This window comes from Protaetiibacter mangrovi (genome assembly GCF_024752305.1).
Classification (GTDB): Bacteria; Actinomycetota; Actinomycetes; order Actinomycetales; family Microbacteriaceae; genus Homoserinibacter; species Homoserinibacter mangrovi.
Window position 1 is genome coordinate 533193 of the sequence record NZ_JANTHX010000008.1, and the last position, 19069, is coordinate 552261.

General features: G+C 71.2%; 20 protein-coding genes. 15 read left to right on the forward strand and 5 right to left on the reverse strand.

From position 1 onward, the window contains the following. Position 1 precedes the first annotated feature (1 nt). Genes NUH29_RS13950 through NUH29_RS13980 form a run of 7 tightly spaced genes read left to right on the forward strand, consistent with a single transcriptional unit; the run spans position 2 to position 4649 of the window. Entirely contained in the window at positions 2-517 is a 516-nt protein-coding gene (locus NUH29_RS13950; protein WP_258799843.1) for a phosphoribosyltransferase, read from the forward strand. Further along, positions 514-1239 (forward strand): Type 1 glutamine amidotransferase-like domain-containing protein, encoded by a 726-nt coding sequence (locus tag NUH29_RS13955; RefSeq protein WP_258799844.1) that lies wholly within the window; start codon positions 514-516, stop codon positions 1237-1239. The genes NUH29_RS13950 and NUH29_RS13955 overlap by 4 nt, the downstream gene beginning before the upstream one ends. 10 nt (positions 1240-1249) lie before the next feature. Next, entirely contained in the window at positions 1250-1948 is a 699-nt protein-coding gene (locus NUH29_RS13960) for a uracil-DNA glycosylase (protein WP_258799845.1), read from the forward strand. A 9-nt stretch (positions 1949-1957) separates the two neighbouring features. Next, positions 1958-2857, forward strand: a complete 900-nt coding sequence (locus NUH29_RS13965) for an ABC transporter ATP-binding protein (protein ID WP_258799846.1) — start codon at positions 1958-1960, stop codon at positions 2855-2857. After that, on the forward strand, positions 2857-3654 hold the full coding sequence (locus NUH29_RS13970; protein WP_258799847.1) for an ABC transporter permease: 798 nt from the start codon (positions 2857-2859) through the stop codon (positions 3652-3654). The genes NUH29_RS13965 and NUH29_RS13970 overlap by 1 nt, the downstream gene beginning before the upstream one ends. A 15-nt stretch (positions 3655-3669) precedes the next feature. Continuing rightward, positions 3670-4248: a GNAT family N-acetyltransferase gene (locus NUH29_RS13975; RefSeq protein WP_258799848.1), complete on the forward strand. Its 579-nt coding sequence runs from the start codon at positions 3670-3672 to the stop codon at positions 4246-4248. Continuing rightward, positions 4245-4649, forward strand: coding sequence for a VOC family protein (locus NUH29_RS13980; protein ID WP_258799849.1), 405 nt, complete (start codon positions 4245-4247; stop codon positions 4647-4649). The genes NUH29_RS13975 and NUH29_RS13980 overlap by 4 nt, the downstream gene beginning before the upstream one ends. Before the next feature lie 4 nt (positions 4650-4653). Here NUH29_RS13980 and NUH29_RS13985 read toward each other — a convergent pair whose 3' ends face one another. Genes NUH29_RS13985 through NUH29_RS13995 form a run of 3 tightly spaced genes read right to left on the reverse strand, consistent with a single transcriptional unit; the run spans position 4654 to position 6682 of the window. Beyond that, positions 4654-5412: an ABC transporter permease gene (locus NUH29_RS13985; RefSeq protein WP_258799850.1), complete on the reverse strand. Its 759-nt coding sequence runs from the start codon at positions 5410-5412 to the stop codon at positions 4654-4656. A gap of 5 nt (positions 5413-5417) precedes the next feature. Next, positions 5418-6329: an ABC transporter ATP-binding protein gene (locus tag NUH29_RS13990; RefSeq protein ID WP_258799851.1), complete on the reverse strand. Its 912-nt coding sequence runs from the start codon at positions 6327-6329 to the stop codon at positions 5418-5420. Continuing rightward, positions 6326-6682, reverse strand: coding sequence for a GntR family transcriptional regulator (locus NUH29_RS13995; RefSeq protein ID WP_258799852.1), 357 nt, complete (start codon positions 6680-6682; stop codon positions 6326-6328). The genes NUH29_RS13990 and NUH29_RS13995 overlap by 4 nt, the downstream gene beginning before the upstream one ends. A gap of 85 nt (positions 6683-6767) precedes the next feature. Here NUH29_RS13995 and NUH29_RS14000 point away from each other — a divergent pair, with 85 nt between their 5' ends. Next, a complete protein-coding gene (locus tag NUH29_RS14000) occupies positions 6768-8189 on the forward strand; it encodes an amidase (RefSeq protein ID WP_258799853.1) in 1422 nt (473 codons plus the stop codon). An 18-nt stretch (positions 8190-8207) separates the two neighbouring features. On the opposite strand, the gene NUH29_RS14005 is transcribed toward NUH29_RS14000, so the two are convergent. Further along, positions 8208-8933: a TetR/AcrR family transcriptional regulator gene (locus NUH29_RS14005; protein WP_258799854.1), complete on the reverse strand. Its 726-nt coding sequence runs from the start codon at positions 8931-8933 to the stop codon at positions 8208-8210. A 211-nt stretch (positions 8934-9144) separates the two neighbouring features. Between NUH29_RS14005 and NUH29_RS14010 the strand changes: the two genes are divergently transcribed. The 7 genes from NUH29_RS14010 (at position 9145) to NUH29_RS14040 (ending at position 17548) form a co-directional block, all read left to right on the forward strand. Next, the gene (locus tag NUH29_RS14010) at positions 9145-11637 is read left to right on the forward strand and encodes a beta-glucosidase family protein (protein WP_258799855.1); all 2493 of its coding nucleotides are present in this window, start codon (positions 9145-9147) and stop codon (positions 11635-11637) included. Positions 11638-11720: 83 nt separating this feature from the next. Further along, positions 11721-13382 (forward strand): ABC transporter substrate-binding protein, encoded by a 1662-nt coding sequence (locus NUH29_RS14015; RefSeq protein ID WP_258799856.1) that lies wholly within the window; start codon positions 11721-11723, stop codon positions 13380-13382. 94 nt (positions 13383-13476) lie between these two features. Beyond that, positions 13477-14319, forward strand: coding sequence for an ABC transporter ATP-binding protein (locus NUH29_RS14020; protein WP_258799858.1), 843 nt, complete (start codon positions 13477-13479; stop codon positions 14317-14319). Next, entirely contained in the window at positions 14316-15119 is an 804-nt protein-coding gene (locus NUH29_RS14025) for an ABC transporter ATP-binding protein (RefSeq protein ID WP_258799859.1), read from the forward strand. The genes NUH29_RS14020 and NUH29_RS14025 overlap by 4 nt, the downstream gene beginning before the upstream one ends. Then, positions 15116-16102 (forward strand): ABC transporter permease, encoded by a 987-nt coding sequence (locus NUH29_RS14030; RefSeq protein ID WP_258799860.1) that lies wholly within the window; start codon positions 15116-15118, stop codon positions 16100-16102. Before NUH29_RS14025 ends, NUH29_RS14030 begins: the two co-directional genes overlap by 4 nt. Then, a complete protein-coding gene (locus NUH29_RS14035; protein WP_373317463.1) occupies positions 16099-17136 on the forward strand; it encodes an ABC transporter permease in 1038 nt (345 codons plus the stop codon). The genes NUH29_RS14030 and NUH29_RS14035 overlap by 4 nt, the downstream gene beginning before the upstream one ends. 55 nt (positions 17137-17191) lie before the next feature. After that, positions 17192-17548, forward strand: a complete 357-nt coding sequence (locus NUH29_RS14040) for an SIP domain-containing protein (RefSeq protein WP_258799861.1) — start codon at positions 17192-17194, stop codon at positions 17546-17548. A gap of 84 nt (positions 17549-17632) precedes the next feature. Here NUH29_RS14040 and NUH29_RS14045 read toward each other — a convergent pair whose 3' ends face one another. Beyond that, complete coding sequence (locus NUH29_RS14045; RefSeq protein ID WP_258799862.1) at positions 17633-18991, reverse strand: HNH endonuclease signature motif containing protein; 1359 nt, start codon at positions 18989-18991, stop codon at positions 17633-17635. Positions 18992-19069: the final 78 nt, after the last annotated feature.

Genomic DNA, 19069 nt, shown 5'->3' on the forward strand with positions numbered 1-19069 from the left:
CATGGCGGCCGACGAGCGCGAGATCCTGGACTGGAGCACCTTCGGCACGGCGTCGCGCGAACTGGCCGAGACCATCGCCGCCGACCGGTTCCGCCCGGACGCGATCATCGCGATCGCCCGCGGTGGGCTCCCGCTCGCGGGGGCGCTCGGCTACGCGCTCGACGTCAAGATGCTCGGCAGTCTGAACGTCGAGTTCTACACGGGCGTCGAGTCGCGGCTCGACGAACCCGTCGTGCTGCCGCCGACGCTCGATCGCGAGTCGCTCGTGGGCAAGCGCATCCTGCTCGCCGACGACGTCGCCGACTCGGGGCGCACCCTCGCGCTCGTGCTGCAGCTGCTCGAGGCGGGCGGCGGCGAGGTGCGCACGGTGTGCCTCTACTCCAAGCCCGGCACGGTGCACGAGCCCTTCTACGTGTGGAAGCGCACGGAGCGCTGGATCATGTTCCCGTGGAGCTCCGCGGGCCCGGTCGCCTACCCCGCGGACGCCCTCGAGGAGGACGCGGAGGGCGCCGCGTGAGCGTGCACCTCGTCGGAGGGGGATGGACGCCGGGCGGCGACCCGGAGGTCACCTCCGCCTTCCTCGCGGAGGCCGCGGCGCGCGCCGCCGGGAGCGGACGCATGGTGCCGCGCATCGGCGTGCTGATCGTCGTGGACGACGACACCCCGTCGCTCGAGTACCGCACGGGGTACCCCGAGTCGTTGCGTGCGGTCGCGGCGTGCGATCCCGTCGTCTCGGTGATCGCCTCCGGGGAGGCCTTCGCCCCGCAGGTGCTCACCGACATCGACGCGCTCGTGGTGGGAGGCGGCTTGACGCCGGCCTACCACGCCGCGATCGACCCGCTCGTCGAGGAGATCCGGCTGCTCGTCGCCGACGGGTTGCCCTACCTCGGCTTCTCGGCGGGCGCCATGATCGCCGCCGACCGCGCGATCGTCGGCGGGTGGCGCATCAACGGCATCGCGGTCTGCCCCGAGGAGACGGGCGAGGACCTCGACGAGGTCGCCGTCGTGGAGGGGCTCGGTCTCGTCGACCTCGCGGTCGATGTGCACGCCGCCCAGTGGGGCACGCTCAGCCGCCTGGTCGCGGCGACGGAGGCGGGGCTCGTCGACGGGGGAGTCGCGATCGACGAGAAGACCGTGCTCGTGGTCGGAGACGACGGCTTCGCGGTGTTCGGCGCGGGGAGCGTGTGGCAGGTGCTCGACGAGCCGGCGGGCGTGATCGTCGGCACCCTGGGCGCATGAGCGGGTGCTCGTGACCTCGCCCCGTCCGTTGACGGAGCTGGTCGACCCGGGCTGGGCGGCGGCGCTCGAACCGGTGGCCCCGCAGGTGGCCCGGATGGGGGAGCTGCTGCGGGCGGAGGTCGCGGCGGGACGCCCCTACCTTCCGGCGGGGGCGAACGTGCTGCGCGCCTTCACCCAGCCCTTCGACGCGGTGCGGGTGCTCATCGTCGGCCAGGATCCGTATCCGACCCCCGGGCACGCCATCGGGCTGTCCTTCGCGGTCGAGCGGCACGTGCGCCCGCTGCCGAGGAGCCTGCAGAACATCTACACGGAGCTCGCGAGCGATCTCGGCGTCACGCCCCCCGAGCACGGCGACCTCTCGGGATGGAGCGGCCAGGGCGTCGTGCTGCTGAACAGGGTGCTCACGGTGCGGGCGGGCGCCTCCGGCTCGCATCGCGGCATGGGGTGGGAGGCGGTCACCGAGCACGCCATCCGCGCGCTCGTCGCCCGCGATGCCCCTCTCGTCGCGATCCTGTGGGGGAGGGATGCCGGCACGCTGCGCCCGCTCCTCGGCACGACTCGGGTCATCGCCTCCGCGCACCCGAGTCCGCTGTCGGCGCACAACGGCTTCTTCGGTTCGCGCCCCTTCAGCCGCGCGAACGAGCTGCTGACGGACGCGGGCGCGCCGCCGGTGGACTGGGACCTGCGCCGACTCGACACGACTGGGTAGCGTGGGATCATGACCGGCGCCGTGATCGAGATCCAGTCCCTCACGAAACGCTTCGGCGGCACGACAGCGGTCGACGATCTGAGCTTCCGCGTCGAACCGGGAGTCGTCACCGGGTTCCTCGGCCCGAACGGCGCGGGCAAGACCACGACCCTGCGCTCGCTGCTCGGGCTGGTGCGGCCCACGAGCGGTCGGGCGACCTTCGACGGCCGCGCCTACACCGAGCTCGCCGACCCGCTCGGAACCGTCGGCACGGCGCTCGAGGCGGCGAGCTTCCACCCGGGGCGCTCCGGTCGCGACCACCTGCGGGTCGCCGCGGCCGCCGCCGGCATCCGCGACTCCCGCGTCGACGAGGTGCTCGCCTGGGTCGGGCTCGCGGATGCCGCCCGCCGTCGGGTGGGCGGCTACTCGCTCGGCATGCGCCAGCGGCTCGGGCTCGCGTTCGCCCTGCTCGGGGATCCCGGCGCGCTCGTGCTCGACGAGCCCATCAACGGCCTCGATCCCGAGGGCATCCGGTGGATCCGCGTCTTCCTGCGCGACCTCGCCGCCGAGGGGCGCACCGTGCTCGTCTCCTCGCATCTGCTGAGCGAGGTGCAGCAGACGGTCGATCGGGTCGTGATCATCTCGCACGGGCGACTGGCCTACGAGGGCACCCTCGACGGCCTCGAGTCGGGCGCGGTCGCGCGGGTGCGCGTCGACGCCGCCGATCGGGACGCCCTCGCCCGGGCGCTCGCCGCGTCGGGGGCGGTGGTCGAGGCGGCGGCCGACGGGCTGCGCGTCTCGGGGGTCGACGCCGAACGGATCGGGAGCCTCGCGTTCGCCGCGGGGGTGCCGCTGAAACTGCTCGTGCCGGAACGCGAGGGTCTCGAGGACGTCTTCCTCGAGATCGTGGGCGAAGGGGAGATCCGCTGATGATCCGCTCGCTGCGCTCGGAGCTGCGCAAGATCTCGACCACCCGCTCGTGGTGGGTGCTCGCCCTCATCCTGTTCGGCTGGGTGGGCCTGAACGCCGCCGGCATCGCGGCCCTCGGCAGTGTGCTCGTCGACCAGAGCGGCGGCATGGTCGGACCCGAGTCGATCCCGCCGCTCGTCTACAGCACGGTCACCGCGGTCGGATACGTCTTCCCCCTGCTGTTCGGGGCGCTCGCCTCGACCGCGGAGTTCCGTCACCAGACCCTCACCCCGACCTTCCTCGCGACCCCGCGTCGCGGCCGGGTGCTGGGCGGCAAGGTCGGTGCCGGGCTCATCTGGGGCGTCGTCTTCGGAGTCGTCGGGGTCGCCGCATCGGTCGGCGTCGGCGCGCTCGTGCTGCAGCTCACGGGCGTGCATCCGGATCTCGGCTCGGCCGACAACCTGGCGCTCATCGCCCGCGCCGCGATCGCCATGGCGCTGTGGGCGGTCGTCGGCGTCGCGCTCGGCGTGCTGCTGCCGAACCAGGTGGCCGTCATCGTCGTGGTGCTCGCGTTCACGCAGTTCCTGGAACCGCTGCTGCGTCTGGCCGCCAACTTCTGGGAGTGGACGGCCGCGATCGGACGCTTCCTCCCCGGAGCCGCCACCGACGCGCTCGTCGGTTCGAGCATCTACGCGCTCATCGCGGGAGGCGCAGCCGACGCCCTCGAATGGTGGCAAGGTGGACTCGTGCTCGGCGGCTACGCCGTGCTGTTCCTGGCGATCGGCGGACTCACGACCTGGCGCCGCGACGTGACCTGAGGATCGGAGGGGCGGATGCTCGAGGAGGAATACAACCCGCGTCGGCAGCTGCCCCCCCACCTGCGCAAGGCCCCGGAGCCGGAGCCGGAGTTCGCCTTCGAGATCCGCGACGCGACCGAGGGCGACCTGCCCGACATCCGCGAGATCTACAACCACTACGTGGCGAACTCCACGGTCACCTTCGACGAGGAGCCGCAGACGCTGAAGGAGCTGCGGGCGAAGTTCCGGCACAACGCCAAGCTCGGCTACCCGTGGCTCGTCGCGGTGTCGCCGAGCGGCCAGGTGCTCGGCTACGCCAACGCCACGCCGTGGAAGCAGAAGGCCGCCTACCGCTACACGGTGGAGAACTCGATCTACCTGCGGGCCGCGTCGACGGGCAAGGGCCTCGGTACCGCCCTCATGTCCGAGTTCCTCTCCCGCGCGAAGGCGGCGGGCATCAAGGAGGTGATCGCCGTGATCGCCGACAAGGGTGCGGACGCCTCGATCGCCATGCACACGGCCTTCGGCTTCAAGGAGATCGGCCACATGGGCAAGGTCGGCTTCAAGTTCGGTCGCTGGCTCGGCACCGTGCTCATGCAGAAGAGCCTCAAGTGAGCGCCCGGCAGCTGCGTCTCGTGCTCGAGACCGACGACCTCGACGCGGCCGTCGCGTTCTACCGCGACGCGCTCGGGCTGCCCGTGCAGGAGTCCTACGACGGCGAGGGGGATGCGCGCGTCGTGATCCTCGGCATCCCCTCGGCGACGCTCGAGCTCGCCAACCGCTCCCAGGTCGAGTTCATCGACCGGGTCGAGGTGGGCGCCCCCGCCGCGCACGGCTATCCGCTGACGATGCGCGTCGCGCTCGAGGTGGCGGATGCCGCCTCGGCGACGGAGGCCGCGGTCGCCGGGGGAGCGGAGCTCGTGGCTGCGCCCGTCGAGACCCCCTGGCGCTCGCTCAACGCGCGCCTCGAGGGTCCCGACGGGGTGGCGCTCACCCTGTTCCAGGAGCTGGACTGACCGTTCAGCCGCGCGTGGTGGCCCGGCGCAGCAGCAGGTAGCCGAGCAGCGCCGAGACCGCGGACGGGATCAGCAGCACCGACACGGATCCGACCACGCCGAGGTGCGCGATCGTCTCCCAGACCATGTTCCAGCTCTCCGAGAGCGTGAGCAGGGCGATGACGCCCACCGCGGCGAGGCCGACGACCGCGAACGTGGCGATGAGCCCGAGCGCCTTCCAGCGCACGTAGACCGAGGCGAAGATCGTGCCGGTGAAGAAGAAGAACAGGAACCAGCAGAAGTAGATCCACAACTGGAGATACCAGGGCTGGTCGCCGCCGAAGTAGATCGTGCGGAAGAAGGTGCCGCCGAGTCCCCATCCGCCGGTCGCGTTCTCGAGCGCCGCGCCGACGGTCATCCCGACGGCGTACATCGCGGCGAGCAGCACGAAGGTGAGTCCGGCGCCGAGCGAGAACTCGCGGCGCGTCGACCCGTAGCCGAGGGCGAGCGGGAAGGACAGGTTGATGGCCTGCACCGCGAGCACCAGCATGTAGACGAAGATGTAGAACGCTGCGCCGCTCCACTGGATCCCCTCCTGCGCGTCGGTCATGCCTTCGGCGCCGACGTTGGCGAAGATGAGCAGCCAGATCAGCCAGTTCAGCAGGAAGATCGTGCCGAGGATCGCCCACGGCAGCACGACCGTCGTGGTGGGGTTGGCGGTGATCAGTCGGACGATGCGCCAGACGCGCGAGGGTGCGGAGCGCGGCGCGGACACCGCGGTCATGGTGGTCATTCGGGGGTTCCCTTCGTGGGATCGACGCTCTCGCCGATCGTGGTGCGGATGACGAGCTGCTGCAACGACACGGCGGCCAGTTCGAGACCCGCGTCGCGGGCGGCCGTGCGCCCGGCCTCGTCGAGGCCGGCGACGGTCGCGCTCGCGAGCCCGCCGAGCCCGGTGCGGTGCAGCACCTCGCGGTCGGACGTGAAGGCCTCGACGGCGCCGCGCGGCCCCACGACGTCCACCGCGGAGCCGCGCAGCTCGTCGGCGTCCGCGTCGATGATGATGCGGCCCTCGTCGATGACGAGTACGTGCTCGAGCAGGTTGCTCACCTCGTCGATCAGGTGGGTGGAGAGCACGACCGTGCGGGGGTGCTCCGCGAAGTCGGCGAGCAGCGTGTCGTAGAACAACCGCCGTGCGACCGCGTCGAGCCCGAGATACGGCTCGTCGAAGAAGGTCAGCGGCGCGCGGCTCGCGAGTCCGACGATCACCCCGACGGCCGAGAGCTGCCCGCGTGACAGCTTCTTCATCCGGCGTCCGACCGGCACGCGGAAACGCTCGACGAGTTCGTCGGCGAAGTCCTCGTCCCAGTCGGCGAAGAAGCGTGGTGCGGTCGCGAGCACGTGCTTCACCCGGAAGTCGTCCGGATAGCGCTGGCTCTCCTTGATGAAGCAGACCCGGTCGAGCACCTTGGCGTTCTCGACGGGGTTCTGCCCGAACACGCGGATCTCGCCGGAGCTCGCGAACTCCTGTCCGGTGAGCAGCTGCATGAGCGTGGTCTTGCCCGCTCCATTGCGGCCGAGCAGACCGTGGATGCGGTTCTCCTCGAGCGCGAAGCCGGCATCCGTGACGGCGTGCACGCGCGAGCCGCGTTCACCGCCGTAGTGCTTGCTGAGGCCGGCGACCTCGACGACGGCGGTCACGAGTGCGCCTCCGTCCGGATCATGTCGGCGAGCTGGCCCGGGGTGATCCCGAGCTTCTCCGCCTCGGCCAGCAGCGGCGCGAGGTACTGCTGGCGGAACTGGTCGCGGCGCTGGGCCACGAGGCGCGCGCGGGCGCCGTCGGCGACGAACATGCCGATCCCTCTCTTCTTGTAGAGGATCCCCTGGTCCACGAGGAGGTTGACGCCCTTGCCGGCGGTCGCCGGGTTGATGCGCAGATACGCTGCCAACTCGTTGGTGGAGGGAACCTGGGTCTCTTCCGGGAGCGCGCCGGAGATGATGTCGTTCTCGAGCTGCTCGGCGATCTGGAGGAAGATCGGGCGGCTGTCGTCCACGGGTGCTCCTGGATGGTCGGTTCATTACTTGAGTAACTAACCAAGCATCCTCGTCTCCGGATGTCAACCCCTCTACGCTCGGAGGGTGTTCGAACTCCACCATCTGAGCGCCGTCGAGCAGCTCGACTGGCTGCGGCGCGGGGAGGTGGCACCCCGCGAGCTCCTCGAGCACTACCTCCGCCGCATCGAGCTCCTCGACCCGGAGCTCGCGGCCTTCGCGGTGGTCGATCCGGATGCGGCGCTGCGTCGCGCGGACGAGGTCGCGTCGCTGCCGCACGCCCTCGCGCTGTGGGGGCTCCCGCTCGCCGACAAGGCGCTCGTCGCCCGCGCCGGTCGGGAGAGCGCGTTCGGCTCGCGCGCCTTCGCCGGCCACGTGCCCGAGGTCAGCGACGAGCTCGCGATCGTGCTCGACGACGCCGGCGCGGTCAGCCTCGGCGCGACGGCGGCCCCCGAGTTCGGCTTCCCGAGCTACACCGAGCCGCTCGCCGGACGCCCGGCGCGCAACCCGTACGACCCGGCGCTCGGCGCGGGCGGCTCGAGCGGAGGCGCGGCGGTCGCGGTCGCCGCCGGCCTGCTGCCGGTCGCGCCCGGCTCGGACGGCGGGGGCTCGATCCGCATCCCCGCCGCCGCGACCGGGCTCGTGGGGCTCAAGCCGTCTCGCGGGCGGGTGCCCGCCGCATCCGGATTCGCGGGGCTCGCGGGGCTCGTCGCGGCCGGCCCGCTCGCCCGGACCGTCGCCGACGCCGGCCTGCTGCTCGATGCGCTCGCGGCGCCCCCGGGAGCCCCCGCCGCCTGGGCCACCCAGCCCCCCGACGAGGGCGGCGACGGTCCGTTCCTCGGCGCCGCGACCCGGGGGGAGGGGCGCTTCCAGCTCGCCGTGTGCACCGACTCGCCGTGGTCCGGCGCCTACGAGCTCGAGCTCGCCCCCGAGGCGCGCGCGGCGCTCGACGTCGCCGTCGGTGAGCTCGCGGCACTCGGGCACGGTCTCGACGAGCTGCGGATGCCCGAGGAGCCCGGCTACGCCCCGGCGTTCCGCACCGTCTGGCAGGCGGGGGCGGCGACCCTGCCGCTCGACGACGCGCAGCTCGCGCTCGTCGAGCCGCTCACCCGCTGGCTCGTGGAACGCGGCCGCGCGCTGGGCGCCCGGCCGCTCGGCGAGGCGCTCTCGTCCCTCACCGGATTCGAGCGCCGCACGATCGCGCTGTTCGCCCCCTTCGACGCGGTGCTCATGCCTGCGCTCGCGCTCACCCCGCGCCCGGTCGGCTGGTACGACCCCGACGACGGCGAGCGCAACTTCGCGCAGCAGGTGGCGTACACCCCGTTCACGAGCTTCGCGAACGTCGCGGGCCTGCCGGCGATCACCCTGCCGGTCGCGGTGACCGATGCCGGCCTGCCGATGGGGGTGCAGCTGATCGGTCGGCCGGGCGGCGAGCGCACGCTGCTCGCCCTCGGTGCGCAGCTCGAGCGTCGGCTCGGCTGGCAGCGCCGGCATCCGCCGGGCTGGTAGCCGCTCGCGGCCGCGCGCCTACTCGACCGGCGCGGGGGTCGGCAGCGGGTTCATGGAGTCGCCGAGCGAGACGAACGGCTCGCGCGCATCGCGGGTCCCGGTCTCGGGCTCGTCGAGCGGCGAGGGCTGCGGCGAGAGCACGCCCGACACGATCGAGCGGATCGCGAACTCGGTGGCGCGCGCCAGATCGACGTCGGCGGGGGAGAGCAGCCACTGCACCTGCAGGCCGTCCATGACGGCGAGGATGGCGGCGGCCGCGTCGTCGACGCGGCTGCGGTCGGCGACGCCGTGCTGTTCGCAGACCAGCTCGAACGCCCGCCGCACCTCGGCGCGCAGGGTGCGGTAGCGGGCGTCGAAGAAGTCGCGGGCGGGGTGGCCGTCGGTCACCGACTCGGCCGAGAGCACGGCGTACGCCTGCACGATGCCGGCGCGGCGGCTGTTGAGCATCGCGGTGCGCACGAGGTGGCGGAACAGCTCGATGCCGTCGGGGATGTGCTGCCCGTCCAGATGCGCCACGTCGGTCTTGTCGCGGTAGCTGAGCACCTCGAGCAGCAGTCGGTCCTTGGAGCCGAAGTGATGCAGGATGCCGGCGTGGGTCATGTCGACCTGCTCGGCGATCTCGGTGAGCGGCGCCTTGTTGTAGCCCTTCGCGCCGAAGGTCTGCAGGGCCGCCTTGAGGATCTCCTCGCGACGCTGGACCGTCTCCTGGCGCATCTTCGGCTCGCGGCGCCCGGGGCTCGTCATGCGGGCGACTATAGCACCCGGGCTTACTGACTCTCCTGTAACCGGATTCGGCGCTTCGCGAGGTGCCCGGCGGGCCTAGCGAGCGTGAGAGCGTTCCCACGATGTGCCTCTGACCGGGGAAAAGCACAAGATTCGGCTCGCGTGTTGCAACTTGCTGACCAGCATGTAAGTATTTCCGCCGTACCACCCACTCGATGACGAGGAGCACCACGTGAGCCAGCCCGCCGCACCCGCGCTCGAGCGCGACGGCGACGTCCGGGACCTCGTCCGACGCCTGACCCTCGACGAGAAGGTGCGCGTGCTGACCGGCCGCACCGCCTGGCGGCTGCACGAGCTGCCCTCGGTGGGACTGCGCTCCATCGCGATGTCCGACGGCCCCGTCGGGGTGCGCGGCCTCGGCGAGGTGCCGGGCGAGACCTCGGCGCTGTTCCCCGCACCGAGCGCGGTCGGCGCCACCTGGGACGCCGAGCTCGCCGCGGAGGTCGGCGCGGCGTTCGCCCGCGAGGCGCGCGACCACGGCGTCGACGTCGTGCTCGCCCCCCAGGTCAACATCCAGCGCACGCCCGTGGGCGGGCGGCACTTCGAGTGCTACTCCGAGGATCCGCTGCTGACGTCGCTCGTCGGCGGGGCGGTCATCCGCGGCATCCAGCGGGAGGGCGTGGCGGCCTGCGTCAAGCACTACATCGCCAACGACTCCGAGACCGACCGCACCGAGTACCTCGCCACCCTGGACGCGCAGACGCTGCGCGAGGTCTCGCTCGCCCCGTTCGAATACGCCGTCCGCGAGGTCGGCGCCTGGTCGGTCATGGCCGCCTACAACCGGGTCGACGACGGAGTCGAGGCCTCGCCGATGACCGATCACCGGCACCTGCTCACCGATCTGCTCAAGGGCGAGCTCGGCTTCGACGGCGTCGTCGTCTCGGACTGGATGGCGGCCCGCTCGACCGAGGGCGCGGCCCTCGGCGGCCTCGACGTGATCATGCCCGGGCCGGGTGGGCCGTGGGAGGAGCGACTGCTCGAGGCGGTGCGCGCGGGCCGCGTGCCGGAGGGCCTCGTCGACGACAAGGTCGCGCGCATCCTGCTGCTCGCCCGCCGCGTCGGCGCCCTCGACGCCCCCGAGCAGGTTCCGAGCGCCGGCCCCGACGTCGCCGAGCTCATCACGCGGGTCGCCGCCCGCTCCACCGTCGTGCTGCGCCGCGACGAGCAGGCCCCGGTCTGGGATCGCCCGGCCCCCGCACGCATCGCCCTGCTCGGCCCGAACGCCGTGCGCCCCCACGTGCTGGGCGGCGGCAGCTCGACCGTGCATCCGGCGCACGTCGTCGCCCCCGCGGAAGGGCTCGCCGCACGATTCCCTGGTGCCGAGCTCGTCGTCCGCCGCGGGGGCGACTCCCGCCGCCTCACCCCCGACCTCGAGCTCGCCGACCGCACGGCGCACGCCGACGGCGCGCTTCTCGAGGCCGAGCTGCTCGCGGCCGACGGACGCGTGCTCGAGACGCGCCGACTGCACGACTGGGACGGCTGGCTGCGCGACCTCGGCGACGCGGTGCACCGCGTGCGGCTGCGCGCCGAACTGCGCCTCACCGAACCGGGCACCCACCGCCTCGAGGTCGCGACGGTCGGCGGCTACCTCGTCCGCATCGACGGCGAGACCGTCGCCGAGCACGCCGACGAGGTCGGCGTCGAGGTGATCCTCGACTCGTCGATCAACACCCCCGAGGGTCACGGGGGAGACGTCGAGATCGACGCACCCCGGGTCGTCTCGCTCGAGAGCGAGCACCTCGTGATCCGCGCGGGCGGCTACGGCGCGATCATCCGCGCGGGACTGCGCCACCGCGCCCCGGGCGAGGATCCCGACACCGAGCTCGCCGCGGCCGTCGCCGCCGCCGCGGATGCCGAGCTCACGGTCGTGATCGTCGGCACCAACGAGGAGGTCGAGTCCGAGGGTTGGGACCGCACCGGCCTGCGCCTGCCCGGCCGTCAGGACGAACTCGTCGAGCGCGTGCTCGACGTCGCCCCGGACGCCGTGGTGGTCGTCAACGCCGGCGCCCCGGTGATCCTGCCCTGGCTCGCGCGGGCGCGCACGGTGCTGTGGGTCTGGTTCCCCGGACAGGAGATGGGCCACGCCCTCGCCGCCGTGCTCGCCGGCGACCTCGAGCCCGCCGGTCGCCTGCCCTGGACCCTCCCCGCCGACGAGGCCGACGTGCCGGTGCCGCACGCGGTCCCGGATGCCGAGGGCCGCGTCCGGTACACGGAGGGCATCCACGTCGGCTACCGCGGCTGGGAGCGCTCGGCCGCCCGTCCCGCGGCGCCCTTCGGCCACGGCCTCGGCTGGTCGAGCGTGAGCTACGACGGCGTCGAGACCCCGCGACTCGCCGCCGACGGCGAGGTGTCGGTCGCCGTCACCGTGACCAACACGGGCGCGCGTGCGACGCGCGAGACCGTGCAGCTGTACCTCGAGCCCCCCACCGGGGCGCTCGTGGAGCGTCCGGTCCGCTGGTTGGCCGGATTCGCCGGCGTCGACCTCCCCGCGGGCGCGTCCCGCCGGGTCGTCGTCACCGTCCCGAGGCGCTCGTTCGAGGCCTGGGACGCCGAACAGGATCGCTGGATTACCGTAGCCGGGGAATACCGGCTCGGCGTCGGGCGATCCGTCCGAGAGCTCCTCCTGGACACCGCGGTCCAGGTGGACGACCCCGACGCACTGTAGAGGAGAACACAGCACCCGCGGGCACCACCCCACCCTCCTCCGGCACGAGCCGGATCCATCACATCATCAAGGAGAGAGAGTCCATGAAGAAGTGGATGACCTCGGTCGCCGCGATCGGCATCGCGTCGGCCCTGCTCCTCACCGGCTGCTCGGCCGGGGGGAACGACGGCGGTGACTCGGGCGGAGCCGCCCTGACCATCGCCAAGCCCGACGGTGCCATCGCCACCGAGAACAACAACCCGTGGATCGGCGACTCGTCGGCCCTCAAGCTCGGCTACGCGAACGTCATCTTCGAACCGCTCGCCTTCGTCAACCTCATCGACCCGAGCCAGGACATCGTGCCGTGGCTCGCCAAGGAGGTCACCTGGGCGGACGACTACATGAGCGTGCAGCTCACCGCACGCGACGGCGTCACCTGGAACGACGGCGAGGACTTCACAGCCGACGACATCGCGTTCACCCTGCAGCTCATGAAGGACAACGCGGCGATCAACCCGGCGGCCATCCCGTTCGGCGACATCACCGTCGACGGCGACACGGTCACCGTGACCTTCACGAGCTCGGTGTTCGTCAAGCAGGACAAGGTGCTGCAGAGCTTCATCGTGCCGAAGCACATCTGGGAGGGCGTGTCGGACGTCACCACCGAGACCAACCCCGAGCCCGTCGGCACCGGTCCCTACACGCTCACGAGCTTCAGCTCGCAGAGCGTGAAGCTCGACCAGCGCGACGACTACTGGGGCGGCGAGCTCGCGGTGCCGACCCTGTACTACGTCTCGTACAACGACAACACGGCGCTCACCACCGCCCTCGCGAACGGCGAGGCCGACTGGGCGCAGGCGTTCATCCCGAACATCGACGACGCCTACCTGTCGAAGGACGAGAACAACGAGTACTGGGCCCCCGCGGGCCTCGGCGTGGACGCGCTGTGGTTCAACACCACCGCCAAGCCGTTCGACGACAAGGCGCTGCGCCAGGCGATGAACTACATCGTCGACCGCGACAAGCACCGCGAGATCGCCCGCGAGGGATCGGTGCCCGCGCTCACCTCGGTGACGGGTCTGCCGACCCCCGCCGGCGACCCGTACATCACGGGCGACTACACCGGCCAGGAGTACTCGGTCGACGTCGACGAGGCGAAGTCGATCCTCACGGATGCCGGCTACACCTGGAACGGCGACGGCAAGCTCGTCGACCCCTCGGGCACCCAGGTGACCTTCACCATCCAGGTGCCGCAGGGCTGGAGCGACTACGTGACGGGCATCACGCTCATCGCCGACGAGGTCAAGGAGATCGGGATCGACGCGACCGTCGACACCCCGGACGTCGACACCTGGTGGGCCAACAAGGGCACCGGCAACTTCCAGGCGATCCTGCACTGGACCGACACCGGCCTCACCCCGTGGGACATCTACTCGGACGCGATGGACGGTGCGCGCTACCTGCCGATCGGCGAGCAGTCGGAGGGCTACAACTTCGGCCGCTTCGACGACCCGACGGTCACCCAGGCGCTCGCCGACTACGCGAACGCGTCGGACGACGCAGGTCGGGAGGCGGCCCTCGAGACGATGCAGACGGCGTTCGTCGACGAGGCGGTCATCCTGCCGATCGGCACGCGCCCCTTCATCGGCGAGTACAACACCCGCAACTACGTGGGATGGCCGTCGGATGACGACCCCTACGCGGTTCCGGAGCCGACCCGCCCGCAGCAGCTGCTCATCCTGACCAAGCTGCAGCCCGCGAAGTAACACGCACCATGGTGGTGGGTGCCCCCGGGCGACCGGGGGCACCCATCCGCGAGATCCATCCGGTGACGACGCCGGACGACGACAAGGGAAACCCGTGACCGACCAGACGCTGCTGACGATCGACGACATCGACGTCGTCTACGACGTCGACCCGCCCGTGCACGCCGTCCGCGGCGTGTCCCTGCGGCTCGAACGCGGCGAGATCCTCGGCCTCGCCGGCGAGTCCGGCTGCGGCAAGACGACGCTCGCCTACGCGATCCAGCGCCTGCTGCGCCCGCCGGCGGTCATCAGCGCGGGCGGCGTGATCTTCCACGATCGCGACGGGGACGACATCGACATCACCGCCCTCGGCACGGATGCGCTGCGCCGCTTCCGCTGGGACAAGGTGTCGATGGTCTTCCAGGGTGCGATGAACGCGCTCAACCCCGTGAAGAACATCGGCAGTCAGCTCGAGGACGTGTTCCTCACCCACCGCCCGGAGATGTCGCGCGCCGAGCGCCGCGCGCAGTGCGCCGAACTGCTCGAGATCGTGCAGGTGGGTCGCGATCGCCTGCGGTCGTATCCGCACGAGCTCTCCGGAGGCATGCGCCAGCGCGTCATGATCGCCATGGCGCTCGCCCTCAAGCCCCAGCTCATGATCATGGACGAGCCCACCACGGCCCTCGACGTGCTCATCCAGCGCGAGATCCTCCAGCAGATCTCCGAGCTGCGCAGCCGGTTCGGCTTCTCCGTCATCTTCATCACCCACGACCTCCCGCTGCTGCTCGAGATCAGCGACCGCATCGCGATCATGAAGGCCGGCGAGATCGTCGAGCTCGACACCCCGGCCAACATCTACCGAGGGGCTCGGCACGAGTACACCCGCACGCTGCTCAGCTCCTTCCCGAGCCTCACGGGCGACCGCGGCGGGTTCCTGCGGACGGGGGAGGCGCGATGACCACGCTCGAGTTCTCCCACGTCAGCCGCGTCTACCGGGTGCGGGGCGCGGGCGCCCTGCGCGCCCTCGCCGACGTGAGCTTCACCCTCGAATCCGGGCGCACGATCGCCCTCGTCGGCCAGTCGGGCTCCGGCAAGTCGACGATCGCGAAGATCCTCACGCAGCTCGAGGCGCCGAGCTCCGGCGAGATCCTGCTCGACGGGCACCCCATCCCGCACCGTGGTCGTGCCCTGCGGCGGTACCGGCAGACCGTGCGGATGGTGTTCCAGGATCCGTTCGCCTCGCTCAACCCGTACCACACGGTGCGGCACCACCTGGAGCGCCCGCTGCGCCTGGACCACGTCGTGCCCCGGCGCGAGATCGATGCCGAGGTGACGCGGCTGCTCGATCGGGTGCGGCTCGACCCGGTGCTCGCCGACCGCAACCCGCACGAGCTCTCCGGCGGCCAGCGGCAGCGCGTGGCGATCGCGCGCGCGCTCGCCTCGCGACCGAAGCTCCTGATCGCCGACGAACCGGTGTCGATGCTCGACGTCTCCATCCGGCTGGGGGTGCTCAACCTGCTGGCCGAGCTGCAGCGCGAGTCGAACCTCGGCGTGCTCTACATCACACACGACCTCGCGACCGCGCGGCATTTCTCCGACGAGATCATGGTGCTCAACCGCGGCGTCGTGGTGGAGCGCGGCCCCGCCGACCGCGTGATCCTCGAGCCCGAGCACGAGTACACCCGGCGCCTCCGCGACGCCTCACCCAACCCCGACCTGCTGTTCGGAGCCACCCGCGCCGAGGAGGCGGGCCGATGAGATTCCTGCTGCGCCGTGCCGTCTTCTACCTGTTCACGCTGTGGGCGGCGATCACGATCAACTTCTTCCTGCCGCGCTTCATGAAGGGCGACCCGATCACCGCCTACCTCGCCCGCAACCAGGGCAAGGTCAGCCCCGAGGCGATCGAATCGCTCAAGGTGCTGTTCGGCCTCAACACCGACCGGCCGCTCTGGCAGCAGTACCTCGACTACTGGGGGCTGCTGCTGCAGGGCGATCTCGGGCGGTCGCTGTCGAAGGGGCTGGCACCCGTCAGCGAGGTCATCGCGGATGCGCTGCCCTGGACGGTCGGGCTCGTCGGCATCGCGACGCTCATCAGCTTCTTCGTGGGCACCTCGATCGGCACCTACATCGGATGGCGGCGGGGCAGCCGCGCGGAGTTCGTGGTTCCCGTGGCGACCTTCCTGTCGACGGTGCCGTACTTCTGGCTGGGCCTCATCATGATCGCCCTGTTCTCGACGACGCTCGGCTGGTTCCCGGCATCCCACGCCTACGACAAGACGCTGACGCCGGCGTTGAGCTGGGAGTTCATCTCGAACGTGATCTACCACGGCACCCTGCCGGCACTCACGATCGTCATCACCTCGCTCGGCGGGTGGATCCTCGGCATGCGGAACATGATGATCACGGTGCTCGACGAGGACTACATCACGGTGGCGCAGGCCAAGGGCCTCTCGCCGCGGCGCGTGGTGGTGAACTACGCGGCCCGCAACGCCGTGCTGCCCCAGCTGTCGAGCTTCGCGCTGTCGCTCGGCTTCATCGTCGGCGGCACCCTCATCATGGAGATGATCTTCAGCTACCCGGGCCTCGGTCTGCGGCTGTTCGAGGCGACCCTCGCGAAGGACTACCCGCTCATGCAGGGCATCTTCCTCGTGATCACGCTCTCGGTGCTCGTCGCGAACATCATCGCCGACATCGCCCACGCGGCCCTCGATCCGCGCACCCGACAGGAGGAGGCGCTGTGAGCACCCTCACCGGCACGATCGCCACCGCCGAGGCGCCGCGCTCGAAGCGGTTCAGCGAGGCGTTCGCGATGTTCCGCAACGGCAAGTCGGTCGTCGGGCTCGTCATCCTCGCGTTCTTCGGGGTGCTGGCGATCGTGGGGCCGTGGATCGCACCCTACGACCCGAACGCGATCGACCTGGAGGCGCGCAATTCGCCGCCGAGCCCCACCCACTGGCTGGGGACGACGCATCTCGGCCAGGACATCCTGAGCCAGATCATCATCGGCAGCCGCGACGTCATGTTCGTCGGCTTCGCGGCGGGCGTCATCGGCACGCTCATCGCGGTGCTGGTGGGCGTCACCTCGGGCTATCTGAAGGGCTTCGGCAGCGAGGCGCTCTCGGCGCTGTCGAACGTGTTCCTCGTGATCCCGGGGCTGCCGCTGATCATCATCATCACCTCGAACTTCGACGATCCGAGCATGCTGCTCATCGCGGTCGTGCTCGCGATCACCGGCTGGGCGTGGGGTGCGCGCGTGCTGCGCGCCCAGACGATGTCGCTGCGCAACCGGGACTTCGTGCAGGCCGCCCGCGCCAACGGCGAGCCGCTGTGGCGGATCATCGGCGTCGAGATGCTGCCGAACCTCATGGCGATCATCGCCTCGAGCTTCGTCGGCACGGTGACGGCGGCGATCCTCACCCAGACGACCCTCGCGTTCGTGGGGGTCACCCCCATCACGCGCTGGAACTGGGGCACGATCCTGTTCTGGGCCCAGAGTCAGAACGCGTTCCCGGAGCGCTGGTGGTGGTATCTGCCGGCCGGGCTCTGCATCGCGCTCGTCGGCACGGGGCTCGCTCTCGTGAACTTCGGGATCGACGAGTACGTGAACCCGCGACTGCGCAGCGCCGGCAAGCGCGCGCGTGCTCTGCGCCGCAAGGGCTTCACGCAGGCGGATGCGACCGTCGTGGCACCGCTCGGGGCCGTACCCCCGAGCGCGGGGGAGGATGCGGCGGACGCCCGCGAGGACGACGCCCCGCGGGTCGGGACGGGAGCGTAGGAGTCGCAGCGCTCTCGCAGCATCGCTTAGGTAAGGCTGACCTATACTGAGAGCGATGCTGCTCTCCGACGTCCTGCCCGCCACCATCGCCTGGAACCCCGGCGAGGGTGCCTCGGTGCTGCTCGGCGCGGTCGACGCCGACATCGCGATCGCCGAGACGGTCGCGGCGACGCTGCCCGCGAAGGCGCGTGGGCGCATCTTCCTGGAGGTGGCCGACGCCTCCGGTGTCCGCGAGTTCTCGGCGCCCGGGCGCGTGTGCGTCACCTGGCTGCGCCGCGATCTCGGGCAGAGCATGCGCACCGCGGTCGACGCCTGGCTGGCCGAGATGCTGCCGGTCGAGTCCGAGCGCGAGCACCACGTGTACGCCTGGGTCTCGGGCGACCGCGCCGCCCACGCCCTCACCAGCGACTGACCTGCCGCCCCTGCCGGTGGTCGAGGAGCGCGTCGCGTGGCGGCACGCGTCTCGAGACCCCTCGAGCCCCTGCTCCGCGGTCGGTTACCCGGCGAGGAGTCGCGAGAGTGCGGGGCTGCGGGAGGGCAGGGATGTGTGCCGCAGGACCCCGTTGGGGTCGGGTTTCTCGAGCAGGTAGTCACCGCCGTCACGTCGGATGCGCCACCGGTTGTTGTGCACGGTGAGGTGGCAGAACCGGCACAGCAGCACCCCACTGTCGATGTCGGTGCGGCCGTCGTGTTCGTCCCAGTGGTCGATGTGGTGTGCTTCGCACCAGGACGGTGGTCTGCCGCACATCAGGCACCCGCCGTCGCGGGCGGCCATCGCGGTCCGTTGTTTCTCGGAGAAGAGTCGGTGTTCCCGCCCGAGGTTGAGGGCTTTGCCGTCGTCGTCGAAGAGGATCGGGATGGCGCCGGTTGCACAGATGAACCGCTCCGCCGTCTGCACCGACACCGCCTCGCTCTGCCCTTCGAAGAACGCCGCACCCACCCGGGCGTCGAGATCGGTCCGCGTGACCAGGATCCGCACCGCGGGCTTCCGATCCCCGAGCAGCTTGCCGTCGTCCACACGCGATCCGATCCGCACGAGCTCGACGAGCGTGTCGAGGGCGAGCTGCTCCGTGCTGCGCTCATCCCGCATGATGTCTTCCACACGCTGGACCGCGTCCGGGTTCACGAATCGGGGTCCGCCGCGGCGGGGTGAGGTGGCGGCGTCGAGGATCGGCACCACGATCGCCGCGGACTCCGGATCCAGCAACCCCGTCACCCGGGTCATCCCATCCAACTGCGGACTCACCCGCAGGAACCGCTTCGCCCGGAGTTCCTGCTCCCGCTCGGCGATGCCGGCCAGGTCCAGTTCGTCACGCACACGGCCCGCCCGGATCGCGAGTTGCTCGATGGTGAGACCCGACGCCTCAGCCAGCAGCCGCCCGGCCGCGGTCGCGAGGGCGTTCTCGTCGACACCCTCAGCGGCGATCAGGCGGGTGCGGATCAGTTCCGCCGCCTCCACCGAGATCGTCGCGGCCGCGACCGCGTCGCCGATCAGCCGCTGCCACCGCGGCACCGGTGCCGCATCCGGGGCGAGTTCACGCGCCGGCAGCAGCTCTGCCGTCTTCATCAGCGTGCGGGCATCCCGGGTCGAGGTGCCGGACACCTTTGCGATCAACTCCTCCGGAGTCCGCAGCCCCTCCGACTGCGCGAGCCCCGCGTGCCCGAGTTCGCGGCGGGAGCGGTGGGCGATCTCACCCGCCACGGTCGCCGCGACCGCATCCAGACGACGCCGCACCTCGGCGATCCGACCCTGCGACGCAAGCAGTTCGGCATCACCCCAACCCGTCACAGACACGGGTGTGAACGGCACCGACAGGTCACCCAGACGGGTGAGGGAGTCGGTGATCGAAGCCATACCCGATCCTCCCACGACTCGAACAAATGTTCGAGAGTCGGGGCGGTATTCGTGGAGAAGTCGCCAACCCGCCCGAGC